Source organism: Microbacterium marmarense (assembly GCF_037204165.1).
GTDB lineage: Bacteria > Actinomycetota > Actinomycetes > Actinomycetales > Microbacteriaceae > Microbacterium > Microbacterium marmarense.
The window spans coordinates 120,259-136,653 of record NZ_JBBDGL010000003.1; the positions used below are offsets into that span (position 1 = coordinate 120,259).

A 16,395-nucleotide genomic window follows, 5' to 3' on the forward strand; every position below is an offset into this window, starting at 1 on the left:
GCTGCCCACGGCGATCGCGCCGATGTAGAGGGCGAGTTGATGGGTGTCCCACCACCGCACAACGGATCTCACTCGGTGCTCTCATCCCCGGCGCGGATCATGAAAACTGCTCCGGTGATCGCTGCGGCGAAGATTACGATGTCGGCGATGTTGCCGATGAACCAGTTTCCGTAGGCGAGGAAGTCCACGACGTGACCCCGGGCGAATCCGGGGTCGCGGAAAAGGCGGTCGCCTGCGTGTGAGGCGGCAGCGCCGCCGAGCGCGCCGATGACGATCGCCCATCCCACGCGTTGCACTCGGAACGCGAACACAATCCCTGTGACCGTGGCGGCGACAGCGAGCAGCGCGAACACCCAGGTGAAGCCTTCCCCGAAGGAGAATGCCGCTCCGGGGTTATAGGCGAGCTGCAAACCCAGCAGGTCACCGATCAGCGGGATGCGCTCACGCTCGGTGAGGGTCGCTTCGGCCCACACCTTCGTTCCCTGATCAATCAGCACGACGACCACGGCGATCAAGAGCGCTCCACCAGTGAGCTGCCGCCGCCGCGCCGACGACAGCTTGCGCGCAGCGGGCGGATGAGCCTCTGACTGGGAGGAGGTCATGCAAGCACCTCGATCAGACGGACCATGACCCCAGATTCGATCAGGATGAACAGGCCAAGGCCGATGAACACGGCCGGTACGAGCCAGTGCTCGACGCGCTCCAGCCCCTCGGTAACAGCCTTGTTGGTACCGATCAGCCGACCGGCCGCGCACCAGACCGCGACGAGGATCAGGAACACGACGATCATGATCGCGACGTCGCTGGGGGCGCTGGTGCGAAAGAGCGGCGTGTAGAGGGAGATGTTGTCGGCCCCGTTGGCGATCGTGATCCCTGCGACGCCCCATAGTCCGACCGCGGTGATCTTGGAGTCATCATCATCATCGTCATCGCCGTTACGGCGCAGGCCGCGAATGAGCGTCCAGATGCCGATGCCGAGCGGGATCAGACCCAGGAAACCGACCCATTCGTCCGGAACGATGGTGAGACCGAGAGCGGCGATCACGCTGATCACGACGAGGGTGATGAACCCGAGATACTGGCCCGCGACGATCTGCCACGGCCGGGGCTTCCCTCGACTGGAAGCCAGGAACAGCACGGTGAGCACGACAATGTCGTCGATGTTGGTTGCCGCGAACAGGCCGATCGCTGAACCGATAGTTGCGAGCATCAGCTTTCCAGTCGCGGCGTGCGGGTGCGTGCGGCGCGCAGACCGTTGAGGATCACGATGACCTCCGCGACCTCGTGGACCAGGACGACGGCCGCGAGCCCCAGGACGCCGAAGAGCGCGAGCGGGAGCAGTGCAGTGATGATCAGCAGCGACAGGATGATGTTCTGGTTGATGATCCGTCGACCGCGGCGGGCGTGATCGAACGCTCGCGAGATGAGGCGCAGATCATGGCCGGTGAAGGCCACGTCGGCGGATTCGATTGCCGCGTCGGAGCCGGTGGCGCCCATCGCGATACCGATGTCTGCGCCAGCGAGGGCCGGTGCGTCGTTGATTCCGTCGCCGATCATCGCGACCGGCCCCGCCTTTGACAGCTCGCCGATCGCGGTTGCCTTATCCTCGGGACGCAGTTCCGCGCGCACGTCGCTGATCCCGGCCTGCGCGGCCAGTGCACGAGCGGTGCGGGCGTTGTCTCCGGTGAGCATCGTCACGCCGACGCCTTGGTTGGTGAGCGTCCGGACTACCTCGGGGACTTCAGGGCGCAGTTCGTCGCGGACGCCGATCGCGGCGACGGGGGTTCCGTCGCGGTGGACGATCACGACGGTCATGCCCTGCTCCTCCAACTCCGCGACCTGCTGCCCGAGGTCGCCCGCGTCCAGCCAGCGAGGACTGCCGACGGTGATTCTCGATCCGCCGACAGTGCCGTCGATGCCGTGCCCGGCCTGCTCGGTCACATCTGCAGCTGCCGGTGTGCCCGGGGCCGCGGCGGTGATCGCAGAGGCAAGGGGATGCGTGCTGTGCTGCTCCAGTGCGGCCGCCCAGGCCAGCGCCTGCGTCTCGGTCACGCCGTTCGCAGTGAGCACCGCGGTGACCGCAGGTTCGTTGCGGGTGAGGGTGCCGGTCTTGTCGACCGCGACGTGGCGGACCGCGCCGAAGCGCTCGAAAACGGCGCCGGACTTGATGATCACGCCGAACTTGCTTGCTGCGCCGATCGCGGCGACGACCGTCAGCGGCACCGAGATCGCCAGCGCACACGGAGAAGCGGCGACCAGCACGACAAGCGCGCGGGTGATCCACACCTCTGGATCGCCCAGCAGCGACCCGATGATCGCAACGAGCGCTGCGAGGATCAGAACGCCGGGTACGAGCGGGCGGGCGATCCTGTCCGCGAGACGCGCACGCTCGCCCTTCTCGGTCTGCGCCTTCTCCACCAGCTCCACGATCGTCGTGAGCGAGTTATCGGTGCCCGCAGCAGTCGCCTCGACCTCCAGCACGCCGGCGCTGTTGATCGCACCGGCCGACACCGCATCGCCGGGCTCGACCTCGACCGGGATCGACTCCCCGGTGATCGCCGAGGTGTCCAGGCTGGAGCGACCAGAACGAACGATCCCGTCGGTCGCGATCCGCTCACCCGGGCGGACCACCATGACCTGGCCGACCGTCAACTCTCTCGCCGGCACCTGCGCAGAGACACCGCCCTGCAGCACGGTCGCTGTCTCCGGCACGAGCTTCAGCAGCGCCCTCAGCCCGCCCCGGGCACGGTCCATCGCCTTGTCCTCGAGCGCCTCAGCAATCGAGTACAAGAACGCCAGAGCTGCAGCCTCCTCCACGTAGCCGAGGATGACCGCACCGATCGCGCTGATCGTCATCAGCAGCCCGATACCGAGCTTGCCCTTGAACAGTTTCCGGATCGCGCCGGGCGTGAACGTCGACGCGCCCAGGAGCAGACCGGCCCAGAACAACACCAGCGCCGGGATCTCGAGGCCGGACCATTCAAGGATCAGACCGGCCAGGAATGCGACACCGGAGAAGACCGGCACCATGACCCCACGGTCCCTCCACCAGGGCCGCTCCACCTCTTCGGTCTCATCCTCCGCCGCAGTGGCAGGCTGGGCAGGCTCGTGCTCGCAGCCACACGCCGCGCTCACGCGTCCGCCCCCGTCCCACAGCAGCCAGCCACCGTGCACGCAGAGTCCACGCACGGCGCGTGCTCATCGACCGCCAGCGTCACGTCCACGAGCGCGACGAGCGCAGCCGCAAGATGCGGGTCGGCGATCTCGTAACGGGTCTGGCGACCCTCCGGCTCGGCAACGACAATCCCGCAGTCACGCAGGCAGGTGAGATGGTTCGACACGTTCGAACGCGTCAGCTCCAGCTCACGAGAGAGCACAGCCGGGTAGCTCGGTCCACCGAGCAGAGACATTAGGATTCGGGAACGCGTGGGATCGGCCATGGCCCGGCCGAGCCGGTTCATGACATCGAGGCGTGAGGAAATAGTCAGCACACACTGAACTATACAGTGACTGATGACCTATTGGAACGGCTTCACCCCAGGCCACATCTCTGGGGACTGGGTGTAAGTACATCCGGCTCACACCCCACCGAATACGCCTACCGAAACCCGCTTACGGCGCACGTTTCTGGCATTCGATCTGGTGTGCCTTCACTCACCGCGCCGCAAACGATCGTTTTCGGTGTGCTCTAACCGTTGCTAATTTCCGCCAAAGCGTTGGGCGGTGCGTGTGCGTTGAGGTGTCGCACAACGCTAGAGTTTCAGGACGTCCCAAACCATAGCGGCGGGGTCGTAACGCGCGCCGCGGCCTTCTCAACGTCGGTGAGTCCCACAACTATGTTTCATAAGTTGCCGCTTGGATCCGAGTACTCACCATTAGTTATGGGACACCACAGAACGTTGGCGTGAAGCGCGTCGCGCTGAAATTCGTGGTGCTGAATATCGTGCACGCGGTGGAGCTCGTCCTCAAGCAGAGACTGCTCAAAGAGCAAGAGTTGCTCATCTGGCAGGACGTCGATCGACCTGGCAAACTCGCGGTGGGACTCGAGCGGGCAATGCCTCGTCTTCTGTCAGTCCGCGTCGGCATCGATGCCGCAGACATCCATGCAATCGAGACCGCGATCCGATCGGGGACAACATCACGCACTATGAGGTAGAGGTGATCGCGGAGGAAGTGCGAGAGAACTACCTCCTGATCTTCGAGTTTCTAGACAAGTTCCACGGCACGCACTTCGCAGGGTCTCTCTGATCACATTCCAGATGAGCACGTACAGACTGCGATGGATTTGGCTGAGTCATTTCGCCGCGAGTTTCTCGTCTTCCGCGGACGCGAAATGCATCGCAAGTGGGCGCGACGCCCGGTTTCCGCTCAACGAGTGCCTTTTCTCGTTCTCGACGGGGTCGAGATGGCGCGTACGCCATGGGGACAGGAGAAGTGGTAGAACGACGACCACATGGAGGGCCGCGCACGAGAACGAGCTATTCGACGCGGAGCCTTCGACCGATGAGGTAGCGAACGTAAATGAATAAGCTCGCAACGCTACGTATCCATCTCGGTGGAGCGGCTGCTACGTTCTGACGCGCCCAAGCAACCGCCGAGGGAAGCCCGTAAGCCGGCTCCTCCAGCGCGCCAGTGGCGCTCCTCGAAATGAGAGTATGGCGACGTGACCGAACCTGTCCGCTTTGTTGTCGATGGTGAATCCTTCGACATCATCCGAGAGGGGAACTCGACTCACCTCGCCTGGGTGAGCGGTCTGGCCGAGTAGGAACTCCGGCGGCGCGATCCTCGAATCATCACCGGTCCGGCAAGTCGCGTGGGTGACCGACACGATCGCTCACCCACGCATCCCTCCGGCGCACAAGACCGGCACGCCACAATGCCCGATGAGCTGAGCTCAATCGAACCGAGCGACGGGGACTCTCCGACAAACGAGCGCGAGTCGCCAACTCCAAGACAAACAGCAATGCACGTAGGCACCATGCCTGGTGGTGACACGGCTGCGCATGTATCCTGTCGACATGAGAGGTGGCTTGCGAAGCTGGAAGCGGGGAGTGGCTGGCCGCGGCGTCCGCAACGCCATCTCTTACGCCTTCGACGGAACGTGCGATGCCCACGTCGCCGCGCCCGCCGGCGCGACTTCGGCGCTGAGCTACAGCGGCGAACAGAACGTCTCGCGATTCACGGTCGTCAACGGGTCGATCGCTCGCGACAAACTCGACCCTGAGCAGCTGCGGCACTGGATCGAAGGTGCGGACCCTCAGACGGGGGCGCAGCGCGGCAGGCCGCACTGCTTCGACAACGCCGACCTCCTTCTCGACGGCACAATCAACTTTCCGAAGTCGTACAGCATCGCGGCCCTGCTCGATCCGGCGCTCGCCGCCGAGTTCGAGGCACTGCAGGACCGGATGCGCGACCTGACCATCACGCTCTGGCAGCGGGATCTCAACGCACGCCGCGGGCATGGCGGCAGCATCCGCGAAAACATCGCCAGACTCGAGGTCGTTGAGCTTCAACACCGGCGTTCGCGGGCACTGGACCCGCACATCCATCGCCACCTCTGGCTGAACATGAAGGTGCAGGGCGTCGACGGCAAGTGGTCGAGCCTTGACTCGCGGGTCGCGATGAAGCTGCACACCGTGATCAACGCCGAGGGTGAGCTCGCCGCTCGCACCGATCCGCGGTGGATCGAGACCCTCGCCGCCCACGGGTACACGATCGACGAGCACGGCGAGATCGCGCAACTCGCCCATGTGGTGCGTCCACTGTCGCGGCGCTCGAACACGATCGAGCGCAACCGCACACGGCTTGTCGAAGAGTGGCGGAGCGGGCATCCGGGTCGAGAGCCGGGCGCCGACGACCTGAAACACATCGATGCGCTCGCGTGGGCGCAGGGTCGCCCGGGCAAGCCGACTCACATCGACGAGGGGGAGTGGGAGGATCGGGCGCTCACCGAACTCGCCGAGATCGACCCGCTCCTGCGTTGGCACCGCCACCCCGCACGGTTCGAGCCGGTCGCGATCGCCGACCTCGACCGCGACCTTCTCGCGCAGATGGCGATTGTGGATGCCGACACCCGGTCGGTCGCGAGCAGCGGCCGATTCTCGCCATGGGACGTGCGCGCGGGGGCGATCCGGGCCGTCTCGCGCAGTGGAGTGACGGCCGACCGCGCGACTCTCGACGAGCTGATCGACGATGTCGTCGCGCGAGCGCTCGACGGCACCCTCGACCTCGTGCCCGACGACGCGACCAAGCCCGCGCACATCAAGGCGCTGATGGCATCCGAGACCGTGCTGCTCAAGATCCGAGTGGGCAACAGGTTCGCCGGACTGGCCGCGCCCGGCGCGCTGCCGCGACACGATCAGATGCACGAGGTCGCGCGTCGGCACGCGGGCGAGCAGGGAGCGCTCGACGAGACGCAGGTGGCGGCGGCATCCGCGATCGCCGGCGCGAGCCGCCTCGTCTCGATCACCGGGCCCGCAGGGTCAGGGAAGACGACGCTCCTCCGCGTCGCGCGGGATGCCCTCGCTCTGCAGCGACGCGCCGTCGTTCTCGTTGCGCCCACGAAAAAGGCCGCGGTCGTCGCCGAACGCGAGGTCGGTGTCAGGGCAGCGAGCCTGCATGCGCTGCTCGCCGACTACGGATGGCGGTGGGATGCCAACCCGGCGGGCGGTCAGCGCTGGTCTCGCGTGCGCGTCGGGCAGGTCGACGAAACGACGGGCGGACGCTATCTCGGCCCGCAGCGGTTCGCGTTGCGGCGCGGTGATCGGGTCATCGTCGACGAGGCCGGAATGGTCGACCTGCAGAGCGCCGACGCTCTCGCAGCGGTGCTCGAGGAAACCGGCGCGGGAATCGCGATGATCGGCGACCCTCGCCAAGCGGCGCCCGTGGGTCACGCGGGCGCGATGGCGCTGCTCACGCGATATGCCGACCAGATCGTCGAGCTCCGCTCGGTGCACCGCTTCGCGGACCCTGTCTATGGCGAGCTCACGCTGGGGCTGCGGCAGGTGTCGACCGCGAGCGAGGCGACGACGGTCGCGGCTGAGTTGGAGGCCGCCGGGCATGTCGTTCGCGTCAGCGGTCCGGATGCCGCGCACGACGCGATGGTCGACGCATGGTTCGAGCGGGGTGGCCGTGGCGATCGGGTCGCTCTCGTCGTTGCGACCAACGACGACGCGACCGCGATCAGCGAGGCGATTCAGCAGCGGCGGCTCGATGCGGGTGGGCTGTCGACGGATGCTGTGGCCCTCGGCCGTGGCGGACAACGGATGCTGGTCGGCGATGTCATCCAGACCAGGCGCAACGATCGCGCCGCTGACGTGCAGAACCGAGCGACCTGGGTCGTCTCGGGTATCTCGGTCGATCGGATCTCGCTCACGAACCTCGCCGATTCGACCGAACGGAGGTGGATTTCTGCCGAGTACGCGGCCGAGCACGCCCACCTCGCGTACGCCTCGACGGTGCACGGCATCCAGGGTGAGACGGTGGATGCGTCGATCGTCGGGCCGGGCGTCGACGCCGCAGGTCTGTATGTCGGGCTCACCCGGGGGCGGCGATGGAATGAAGTGATCGTGGTCGCCGGTTCGGCGGATGCTGCCCGCGACGAAGTGGCCGACTCGATGCGACGCGGAGTGCCCGAGCCGACGATCGAGGACTCGCGGCGCGCTGCCCAGATCGATCTTCATCGAGCTGCGAGGCGGGTCGTGGCGCCCGCTGCGACGGGGCCGGTGGTGCAGCCCGTGGTGAGCCGTGGAGGAATCGGAGTCTGATCGCACGGAATGCGAGTTGCTAGCCGTTCCAGAAAGCGATATGTTCCACGTTATGCGGAACGCCGCCATTTATGGAACGGAAGATCTCCTTCACGGCTTTATCGAAGCTCTGGAGGTGACAGGCGTGCGCACGACATCGGTCGACCGTTCCTCCGGTCGCGGAGGTGTCGCCACGGTCGTGACTGCGCAGATCGGGGCGGCATCAATCGCCCTCGGTGTCGAGGTGAAGCTGAACCCGCCGCGATCCCGCGCCGACGTGCGCCGGCGGCCGGTGGCAGGGACGGGCGTCGTCAATGTTCTCGTCGCTCCGTTCTTGTCGCCGCCGGTGCGGGACGAGCTCGAGCGTTGCGGCTGGTCGTACTGGGATGCGACCGGCAACATGCGCATCCGGAGCACCGAGCCCGTGGTGTGGATCGACCGTGCGGGCGCGTCGCGCAACCCCGACCCTGGCGTGAGCGTGGGAGCGCAGCGCCTGCGGTCGCTCAAGGGAAAGGCGGCTTCAGAGGTCGTTGTCCGGCTGCTGAGCACGGGGAATGCCGCATCCGTGCGGGAACTCGCGCGCAACACCGGCGCGGGTGTGGCGACGGTCAGTCGAGTGATAGAGCTTCTGCGTGCCGACGAGGTCGTCGAGGTGGGCTCCGGAGAGATCCACGTGCCCGACCGTGTCGCACTCGCTCGACGATGGGCGCAGGACTACGGATTCGAACGCACCTTCAAGCCCGAGCGATACGTCTCGCTACTCGGGGAAGATATCGCCCTGAATCGTCTGGGCCGGTCTGGCCTTCGGTTCGCGGTCACAGGCAGCCGCGCGGCATCCGCCGAATTCGGCCTGAGAAGCCGTGTGGCGCCGTTGCCTGCCACAGGCGTGTGGCTCTACTCCGATGACGTCGGAGGCGTGGAACGTGTCATGGACCTTGCGCCCGATAGACGCGGAAACATATTGGTCGCGGACAGTGAGTTTCTCGGTGAGGGGCGGGAAGGCGCGCAGGACACCGATCCGCCGATCGCGCGTTCGTGGCGGATCATCGGAGATCTATTGGCTGCCGGGGGTCGGATGACCGCCATAGGTGAGGAGCTCGCCGTCCTCCGTGCCGGGGAGGCTGCCGAGTGATCCCGGAGAATGCCAGCCCCGAGTACGTCGCTGCGCGTCGGGTGCTGCTCGACGCGCTCGAGTCGCTCCGGCCGCACCTCGACGCGATCGTGCTCGTCGGCGCGCAGGCCGTGTACCTCCACGCGCCCCTCGGAGACCCGCGGCCGACCTACACGACCGATGCCGATCTGGCGCTCGACCCCCAACTGCTCGCCACCCATCCCGACATCGCGCAGTCGCTCGTCGACTCCGGGTTCACCCCTTCGGCTTCAGGAAACCCGGGCAGCTGGATGTCAGCCGATGGGATCGTGGTCGATCTGATGGTGCCGCAGGGAGCGATGAGCCCCAGTTCGCGGCGGACGGCTCCGCTCCGCGGTCACGGCTCCCGAGTCGCGCGCCGAACTCGCGGGCTCGAGGTCGCCCTCTTCGACAACGTGCCCCTGGCGCTGGCGGCGCTGGAGCCGAGCGACCCACGGGTAATCCCCGTGCGGGTAGCTGGCCCCGCAGCGCTCGTAGTCGCGAAGGCGATCAAGATACAGGAGCGTGTCGACGCTGACCGACGTGACCGGCTGTCGTCGAAGGATGCCGGCGATCTCCTGCGCCTGCTGCGGAACGTCCCCGCTGAAGCGATCGGCCGCTCGCTGCGGGATCTGACCAGCGAGCGGGCTGAGATCCTGCCAATCGTGACGGCCGCGCTTGACTGGCTTGACGGTCAACTCACCGAGAGCTCACCGCTGACACAGCTCGCGATCGACGACCGCGCCGGCGTCGAAGACCCCGCTCAAGTCTCTGTAGCGATCCGGACACTGACCGGGCGCATGCTCGGTGCATACAGCGCACGTGGCGACTTGTAGTCGCCCGACGGCTTCGTAGAGCGACCTCAGTTGCTTGCGAGCACGTCATCCGTCCGCGTGCACGCGCGACTCTCCATCCAGGCGATCACCTCGGACCGCTTGTACAGAATCGTCTTCGCGGACAGGCGGTAGAACTTCGGACCGACACCGCGATAGCGCAGTTGCGCGATCGCGGCCTTCGTCATCCGCATGAGGGTTGCCGCCTGGGTCAGCGTCAGCCAATCGTTGTCATCGGCATCCATCTCACTCTCCTTGCGTCATGATGTCATCGATACGCACACGATAGGATGATTGCGCACCCATGTCAATGGAGCGCATGATGTGGCATCATGCATGCATGACGAAACATCCATCGAACCAAGCGGCGCAGTTCAGCCCGTCGGGCCCGAGCGTCATCGTCCCGCCTGGGATCCCGCTGCGACCGATCGTGAAGGGCTGGGCTCGTGTCCGCGCAGACCAGATCTCTGCCCTCGAAGACGGTCACGAGGTGATCGCCACACTCCGGGTCGAGTACGCGGCTGCCACCGGACGGTTCGAAGTCGCAGCATTCGGCCTCGAGCGCGCGGAGCATCCGATCGAGGTTTCAGGCGCCTTCTTCCGCACGGTGCAGGTGCATGCCATCGCGAAGCAGGCGATCCCTGCAGCGGTGCCATCGTGGGCGATCAATCTCACCTGGCTGTGGAGCCTTCGCAGTCGCGGTGGGCTGAAGAGCTTTCCCGAGTTCGCGCTGTCGGACGCTGACGAGATGCTCCTGACGGCATTGATCTACCGGATCGCAGAGATATCCGGCGAGAACCCGGCCCAAGCCGTCGCGGATTCGATCGGGTTGAAGCAACGCACGGCGACGAACTGGATCGCGCGCGCCCGGGCCGCGGGATACATGACAAGCACCGAGCACGGCGCCGCTGCGCGCCGGCTCGCCACAGCGATCGCGCCCCTTCAGAGCCAATACCTCAGCGAGGAGATGGACGACTTCAACGCTCGCAACAACATCACCGCGGACGACATTCAAGCGCTCATCGAACGCGAGGACGCCGCGGTGGCCGAAGCGATCGAGCGGGAGAAGTCACGTGGGAACGATTGAGGCGTACGAGACTGCCCGTGGCAAGCGCTACCGGGTGCGGTATCGCACGCCCGACCACCGACAGACCGACAAGCGCGGCTTCCGAACCAAGCGCGACGCCGATCTCTTCCTCGCCACCGTCGAGGTCTCGAAGGCCACGGGGGAGTACATCGAGCCGGCACGTGCGCGCACGACAGTTGCGGAGCTCGGCCCCGGGTGGCTCGAGGCCAAGCGATCGCGGCTGAAGCCTTCGAGCTACCGTGCCCTCGATGATGCCTGGCGGGTCTACGTCATGCCGCGGTGGGGGTCGACTCCGGTATCGGCGATCACCCACAGCGACGTGCGCACATGGGTGTCACAGCTCGCCGCCGGCACCGCCAAGACGAACAGGCGCGACCACATTCGAACGCGCGGTCAGGGCGTTCGGTCGAAAAGCGCGACCGTTGTGATCCGTGCCCACGGGGTGCTCGCATCCGTGCTCGACATCGCGGTGAAAGATCGTCGCATTCCACACAATCCCGCGCGCGGCGTCGACAACCTCCCGCGCAAGCATCGCAAGGCTCACCGATACCTCAGTCACGAAGAGATCGAGCGGCTAGCCGTGGCTGCTGGCGAGAATTCGACACTCGTGTACGTCGCCGCCTACACCGGTTTGCGCTGGGGCGAGCTGACGGCACTGCGGGTGCGTGACGTGGATGCCTTGCGCCGGCGCCTCGCCGTGAACGAGAACGCCGTCCGCGTCGGGGCGAACATCCACGTCGGGTCGCCGAAGACGCACGAGGTGCGCTCGGTGCCATACCCCGAGTTCCTCGAGTTGCCGATCGCCAAGCTCTGCGAGGGCAAGACGCGCGAGATGCTCCTGTTCGGAGACGGGAGCGTCTACTTCGGGCGCCCGCGATCCTCAGAAGCATCACGCTCCTGGTTCATGACGGCGCTCGAAGATGCCGGCCTCGAACGCATGACGATCCACGACCTGCGCCACACGGCGGCATCCCTCGCGATCAGCTCGGGCGCGAACGTGAAGGCGGTGCAGCGGATGCTGGGGCACGCGTCCGCCGCGATGACCCTCGACGTGTACGCCGACCTCTTCGACGACGACCTCGACACTGTCTCGGTTTCGTTGAACGACGCCCGAAATGCTGCGATCGCGCGCTGAGCACGAGACTGCGCAGCGCAGCCGGCGCCTTTCGAGTCGTCCGGTACTCCGAGTCGAGGCAAGAGTTCCTCGCGTTCAGAAGCCCCCAGCCACACGAACGGTGTAGTGCTCCTCGAGTGCGGTGAGCTCCTCAGGCGTGAGGGTGAGCTCCGCGGCAACCGCGGCATCTACCAGATGGTGGGGCTTGGTCGCGCCGATGATGGGTGCCGCTACGACCGGGTTGGTGAGCACCCAGGCGAGAGCGACCTGCGCCATCGGCACGTCTCGCGCGGTCGCGACCTGCTCGACGGCGTCGATCACAGGGCGGTCACGTTCGGTGTCAGCGAAGAAGGCGTTGCCGACGGGGTCGTCAGAGGATCGCTTCGTCTGCTCGCCGGAGGGTCGGGCGACACGTCCCTTGGCGAGCGGACTGTACGGGATGCTGCCGACGCCTTGGTCTGCGAGGAGCCCGAACATCTCGCGTTCTTCTTCACGGTAGAGCAGCGAGTACTGGTCCTGCATGGAGATGAATCGTGTCCAACCATGGACGTCGGCTGCGGTCTGCATCTTGGCGAATTGCCATGCCCACATGGCGGATGCGCCGATGTAGCGGACCTTCCCGGCCTTCACCAGGTCGTGGAGGGCTTCCATGGTCTCTTCCACGGGGGTGTTCGGGTCGAAGCGGTGGATCTGGTACAGGTCGATGTAGTCGGTTCCGAGCCGGCTGAGGGACGCGTCGACCTGCTGCATGATCGCTTTGCGCGACAGGCCACTGTCGCCGGGACCCTCGCCGACTTTGATGAACAGCTTGGTGGCGAGGACGATTTCGTCGCGGTGTGTGAAGCGCCGGAGCGCTTCACCGACAATGCGCTCGGAGTCGCCGTACGAGTACACGTTGGCCGTGTCCCAGAACGTGATGCCTAAGTCGAGCGCTTGCCGAAAGTACGGCAGCGCTTCGTCTTGTGGGAGGGTCCACTTCTGGAACCCTGTGGCGGGGTCGCCGAAGCTCATGCAGCCGAGCGCAATGCGGCTGACGCGGAGGCCGGAGCGGCCGAGGCGGGTGTATTCCATGGGATGCCTTTTCGCGGGATGAGGGGTGGAGTTTGTTCAGTGGTCGGCGGGGAAGACGCGGAGGGTGGTCTGCAGCACGTCGGGTCCGGTGATGGCGGCGATGGGCGCGGCCCCGAAACGGTCGTACTTGCGGTGCAGTTTCTCGTCCAGCGCGTCCCGGACGGCGGGGTCGGCAAGGGCGAAGCTCACATCTTTGGTGATGCCGCCGGCGGACACTTGGCCGAGCCCGGTCTGCACCGCGCGCCGGAACCAGCCGTTCTCCGGTCCGCGGGCGGAGCGGATGTAGAGGATGTCGCCGATGGCGGTGTGCCAGATCGGGATGCGGGGACGGAGTGTGCCGTCAGGTCGCCGTGTCGAGATGAGCAGCTCGGTGGCATTGTCGATCGCGGCCAGTTCGTCGTCGGTCCAGGCGGTCATGGCTTCGTTCCTCTCAGGGTCATGGTGACGGGCGCGGGCCGTCAAAGTCCGATGCGTTTCAGCCAGGCTTCAACGTCGGGGCCGGCTTGGGTGGCTTCCTCGCCCTGCACGGCGAGGCTCTCGCCGAGGGTGGAGTCCGGGCAGAGGCGCGTGTAGTCGTCCTCGACACGGCCGATGCCGCTGACGGCGTAGGTCACGAACGGGTGCACCGTCTTACCCGCCAGGTCGACACTCTCCACAAAGGTGCGCATGATCATCGGGGTCTGGACGTTCCACACCGGGCTACCGAGCAGGATCGTGTCGTACTGGCCGACGCCAGGAAGCGTGCCAGCGATGGCGGGACGTGCGTCGGAGTCCTCTTCGCGCACGTTGCGGGCGACGGTTTCTTCGTAGTCCTCCGGGTACGGGTCCGCCGCCTCGATCCGGTAGACGTCGACGGATGCCGCGGCGGCGATCATGTCGGCCACGACTTCGGTGTTGCCCGTCTCGAGGGTGACGCGGCCCCCGTAGTAGTAGTTCTCCCCAGGCCGAGAGAAGTATGCCACGAGCACCCGACGGGGTTGGGCCGGGGTGGTGGGTGCTGCGGCCGGGGTCTCAGTTTCGGAAGGCATGGAGTCCTCTCGGGTGGGAGTACAGGCGGCGAGAACGCCGACCGCTGCGACGCTGACGACCGACAGTGAGCGGACGAGGAACTGGCGCCGGTCCACGGAATCTCCTTGAGCGGTGCGGAGGAAGGGTGCGGGCGTGATGCCCGCACCCTTGCGGTCACGCTTCGGGGATGTCGCGGCCAAACGCTTCGAGGGTGACGACCTCGGGCTCGGGCCCGCCGCGGACGCCGGTGTCGAGGGCATCGATCTGTGCGATCTCGTCAGCGGAGAGTTCGAAGTCGAAGACGTCGAAGTTCTCCGCGATCCGCTCCGCCTTGGTGGACTTCGGGATCACCTGGACGCCGTTCTGGATATGCCAGCGCAGCATCACCTGCGCGGCAGATTTGCCGTACTTCTCACCGATGGCGAGGATGACGGGCTCATCGAAGCTGCGCTTCGCGGAATCGCGGTAGGACGTGATGCCCCCGATCGGGGACCACGCCTGCGTGGTGATGCCGTGCTCCTTGTGCAGCGCGACGAGCTCCTTCTGCTGGAAGTACGGGTGCAGCTCGATCTGGTTCACCGCCGGCACGATCTTGGTCTGCTCGAGCAGCTGCGTGAGGTGGTCGGGCATGAAGTTGCTGACACCGATCGCACGGACCTTTCCATCGGCGAGAAGCTTCTCCAGCGCCGTGTACGCGCCGATGGTCTTCTCGAACGCCGACGGCAGCGCCTGGTGGAGGATGAGCAGGTCAATCTGGTCGAGGCCGAGCTTGCCGGCGCTCTTGTCGAACGCGTGCAGGGTCTCCTCATAGCCGTAATCGCTGATCCACACCTTCGTCTCAATGAAGATGTCGGCACGATCGACTCCAGACTCGCGAATGCCCTGACCGACCTCCCGCTCGTTGCCGTACGCGGCGGCCGTGTCGATGTGTCGGTACCCGGCCCGCAACGCCGCGGCCACCGCAGCCACGGTCTCGTCGGGCGGGGTCTGGAAGACGCCGAGGCCGATCGCGGGGATCTCGACGCCGTTGTTCAGGGTGAGGTTCGGAGTAGTCATACTGCAACGGTACGCACGCCCCCTCGAGGGGTGAGAGTCCCCAGCATTCACCCCCAGGCCCGCCACGACACTCCCCGTTGGGGGTGAACAGCAGGGACTCTCACCCGTGGCACAGGCGGGACTAACGTCGGATGTATGGACACCAGGCACGAGGTACAGGAGTTCCTCACCGCTCTCCGCGGCCGCATCACCCCCGAGAAGGCCGGTCTGACCGTCTTCGGTGGAGAACGTCGTGTTCCCGGGCTTCGCCGCGAAGAAGTCGCACAGCTCGCCGGGGTCAGCACCGCGTACTACACCCGGATGGAACGAGGAGATCTCGGCGGGGTCTCCGAGAGCGTCCTGTACGCGCTGGTGAACGCGTTGCAGCTGACCGACGCGGAGTCGCAGCACCTGTTCGACCTCGCCAGAGCGGCGACCGGCACACGCCGACCCACCCGCACCAAGCCAGACACCCGACTTTCCCCCCAGATCACGCAGTTGATGGAAACCATGCGCGACGTACCCGCCGTCGCACTGTCCAAACTTGGAGACCCGCTCGGCTCCAACACCCTCGGCCGCGCGCTGTTCCCTCACCTCTTCCCCGCCGATGCCGCACCGCTCAACACCGCACGCTATCTGTTCCTCGACCCCCGGTCCCGAGACTTCTACCCGGAGTGGGATACCGTCGCTCGTGAGTCAGTCTCGGCGATGCGGCTCCTCGCCGGCCACGACCCAAGCGACCGTCAACTGGCCGCGCTCGTCGGCGAACTGGCTACCCGCAGCACCGAGTTCCGCACCTGGTGGGGCAGCCACACCGTCCGCACCCACACCACCGGCACCAAACGCATCACACATCCAGTGGTCGGCGACATGGCGCTCAGCTACCAGACTCTGACGACGCAGTCCGCCCCGAACGTCCGGCTCGCCACGTATCTCGCCGAGATCGGCAGCCCATCCGCCGACGCGTTGGATCTCCTCCGCAGTTGGACAGCCGATCCGGTCCCCGCAGACCCGCTCAGCCGTGCCGCTGAACCATCCGCCCCGCCGAAGGATCCCGACCGCGCCTGATTCCACGCGTAGCCGCGTGGCCGTCATCGCGTCGCCCTCTGGGCCGGTCGCTGAATGAGACGCCCTGTCTGTGTGGAGTGGTGCATCAGTGGCAGTTTGCTCCCGCCATCTTCGCCGCAAAGTGTGGGCAAAATGTGGGCAAAACCACTTTCGCCGGGAGGTCGAAGGGCCGCGATCCCTTGCAAACAATGGGACCGCGGGCCGTCAGAAGTGGACGCGACGGCGGGAGTCGAACCCGCACCGCTTCCGGGTATGAACCGGAGCCCGGGACCACCCGGATCGCCGCGATAGGTCCACGCTACGAC

The 16,395-nt window shown here is 66.1% G+C and carries 16 protein-coding genes and 1 tRNA gene; 7 read left to right on the forward strand and 10 right to left on the reverse strand.

Going from position 1 to position 16,395, the window contains the following annotated elements:
* Positions 1 to 68: 68 nt before the first annotated feature.
* Genes WDU96_RS10895 through cmtR form a run of 4 tightly spaced genes read right to left on the reverse strand, consistent with a single transcriptional unit; the run spans position 69 to position 3,491 of the window.
* Complete coding sequence (locus WDU96_RS10895; protein ID WP_029153955.1) at positions 69 to 602, reverse strand: signal peptidase II; 534 nt, start codon at positions 600 to 602, stop codon at positions 69 to 71.
* Positions 599 to 1,210, reverse strand: coding sequence for a cadmium resistance transporter (locus WDU96_RS10900; RefSeq protein ID WP_337338542.1), 612 nt, complete (start codon positions 1,208 to 1,210; stop codon positions 599 to 601). The genes WDU96_RS10895 and WDU96_RS10900 overlap by 4 nt, the downstream gene beginning before the upstream one ends.
* Positions 1,210 to 3,135, reverse strand: coding sequence for a heavy metal translocating P-type ATPase (locus tag WDU96_RS10905; protein ID WP_337338681.1), 1,926 nt, complete (start codon positions 3,133 to 3,135; stop codon positions 1,210 to 1,212). Before WDU96_RS10905 ends, WDU96_RS10900 begins: the two co-directional genes overlap by 1 nt.
* On the reverse strand, positions 3,132 to 3,491 hold the full coding sequence (gene cmtR, locus WDU96_RS10910) for a Cd(II)/Pb(II)-sensing metalloregulatory transcriptional regulator CmtR (RefSeq protein WP_029153952.1): 360 nt from the start codon (positions 3,489 to 3,491) through the stop codon (positions 3,132 to 3,134). The genes WDU96_RS10905 and cmtR overlap by 4 nt, the downstream gene beginning before the upstream one ends.
* Before the next feature lie 413 nt (positions 3,492 to 3,904).
* Here cmtR and WDU96_RS10915 point away from each other — a divergent pair, with 413 nt between their 5' ends.
* The 4 genes from WDU96_RS10915 (at position 3,905) to WDU96_RS10930 (ending at position 9,710) form a co-directional block, all read left to right on the forward strand.
* Complete coding sequence (locus WDU96_RS10915; RefSeq protein ID WP_337338543.1) at positions 3,905 to 4,156, forward strand: hypothetical protein; 252 nt, start codon at positions 3,905 to 3,907, stop codon at positions 4,154 to 4,156.
* Positions 4,157 to 5,018: 862 nt separating this feature from the next.
* The gene (locus WDU96_RS10920; RefSeq protein WP_337338544.1) at positions 5,019 to 7,766 is read left to right on the forward strand and encodes an AAA family ATPase; all 2,748 of its coding nucleotides are present in this window, start codon (positions 5,019 to 5,021) and stop codon (positions 7,764 to 7,766) included.
* Positions 7,767 to 7,818: 52 nt separating this feature from the next.
* The gene (locus WDU96_RS10925) at positions 7,819 to 8,877 is read left to right on the forward strand and encodes a hypothetical protein (RefSeq protein WP_337338545.1); all 1,059 of its coding nucleotides are present in this window, start codon (positions 7,819 to 7,821) and stop codon (positions 8,875 to 8,877) included.
* Entirely contained in the window at positions 8,874 to 9,710 is an 837-nt protein-coding gene (locus tag WDU96_RS10930) for a GSU2403 family nucleotidyltransferase fold protein (RefSeq protein ID WP_337338546.1), read from the forward strand. The genes WDU96_RS10925 and WDU96_RS10930 overlap by 4 nt, the downstream gene beginning before the upstream one ends.
* A gap of 26 nt (positions 9,711 to 9,736) precedes the next feature.
* On the opposite strand, the gene WDU96_RS10935 is transcribed toward WDU96_RS10930, so the two are convergent.
* Entirely contained in the window at positions 9,737 to 9,952 is a 216-nt protein-coding gene (locus WDU96_RS10935) for a helix-turn-helix transcriptional regulator (protein WP_337338547.1), read from the reverse strand.
* 95 nt (positions 9,953 to 10,047) lie between these two features.
* Between WDU96_RS10935 and WDU96_RS10940 the strand changes: the two genes are divergently transcribed.
* Together WDU96_RS10940 and WDU96_RS10945 are read left to right on the forward strand one after the other, a co-directional pair.
* Positions 10,048 to 10,794 (forward strand): hypothetical protein, encoded by a 747-nt coding sequence (locus WDU96_RS10940; RefSeq protein ID WP_337338548.1) that lies wholly within the window; start codon positions 10,048 to 10,050, stop codon positions 10,792 to 10,794.
* Positions 10,781 to 11,929 (forward strand): tyrosine-type recombinase/integrase, encoded by a 1,149-nt coding sequence (locus WDU96_RS10945; protein WP_337338549.1) that lies wholly within the window; start codon positions 10,781 to 10,783, stop codon positions 11,927 to 11,929. Before WDU96_RS10940 ends, WDU96_RS10945 begins: the two co-directional genes overlap by 14 nt.
* Before the next feature lie 75 nt (positions 11,930 to 12,004).
* Here the strand turns inward: WDU96_RS10945 and WDU96_RS10950 are convergent, their stop codons facing one another.
* The 4 genes from WDU96_RS10950 to WDU96_RS10965 are packed head-to-tail and all read right to left on the reverse strand — an operon-like array spanning position 12,005 to position 15,043.
* A complete protein-coding gene (locus tag WDU96_RS10950; RefSeq protein WP_337338550.1) occupies positions 12,005 to 12,979 on the reverse strand; it encodes an aldo/keto reductase in 975 nt (324 codons plus the stop codon).
* Positions 12,980 to 13,015: 36 nt separating this feature from the next.
* Positions 13,016 to 13,396: a DUF2255 family protein gene (locus WDU96_RS10955; RefSeq protein WP_337338551.1), complete on the reverse strand. Its 381-nt coding sequence runs from the start codon at positions 13,394 to 13,396 to the stop codon at positions 13,016 to 13,018.
* Positions 13,397 to 13,437: 41 nt separating this feature from the next.
* Positions 13,438 to 14,103 carry a flavodoxin gene (locus WDU96_RS10960; protein WP_337338552.1) on the reverse strand — a complete coding sequence of 222 codons (666 nt, stop codon included), beginning with the start codon at positions 14,101 to 14,103 and terminating at the stop codon, positions 13,438 to 13,440.
* Positions 14,104 to 14,161: 58 nt separating this feature from the next.
* Positions 14,162 to 15,043 carry an aldo/keto reductase gene (locus WDU96_RS10965; protein ID WP_337338553.1) on the reverse strand — a complete coding sequence of 294 codons (882 nt, stop codon included), beginning with the start codon at positions 15,041 to 15,043 and terminating at the stop codon, positions 14,162 to 14,164.
* Positions 15,044 to 15,178: 135 nt separating this feature from the next.
* On the opposite strand from WDU96_RS10965, the gene WDU96_RS10970 reads away from it, so the two are divergent.
* Positions 15,179 to 16,090, forward strand: coding sequence for a helix-turn-helix transcriptional regulator (locus WDU96_RS10970; RefSeq protein WP_337338554.1), 912 nt, complete (start codon positions 15,179 to 15,181; stop codon positions 16,088 to 16,090).
* Positions 16,091 to 16,301: 211 nt separating this feature from the next.
* Here the strand turns inward: WDU96_RS10970 and WDU96_RS10975 are convergent.
* Positions 16,302 to 16,377: transfer RNA gene (locus WDU96_RS10975), tRNA-Met, on the reverse strand.
* Positions 16,378 to 16,395 lie beyond the last annotated feature (18 nt).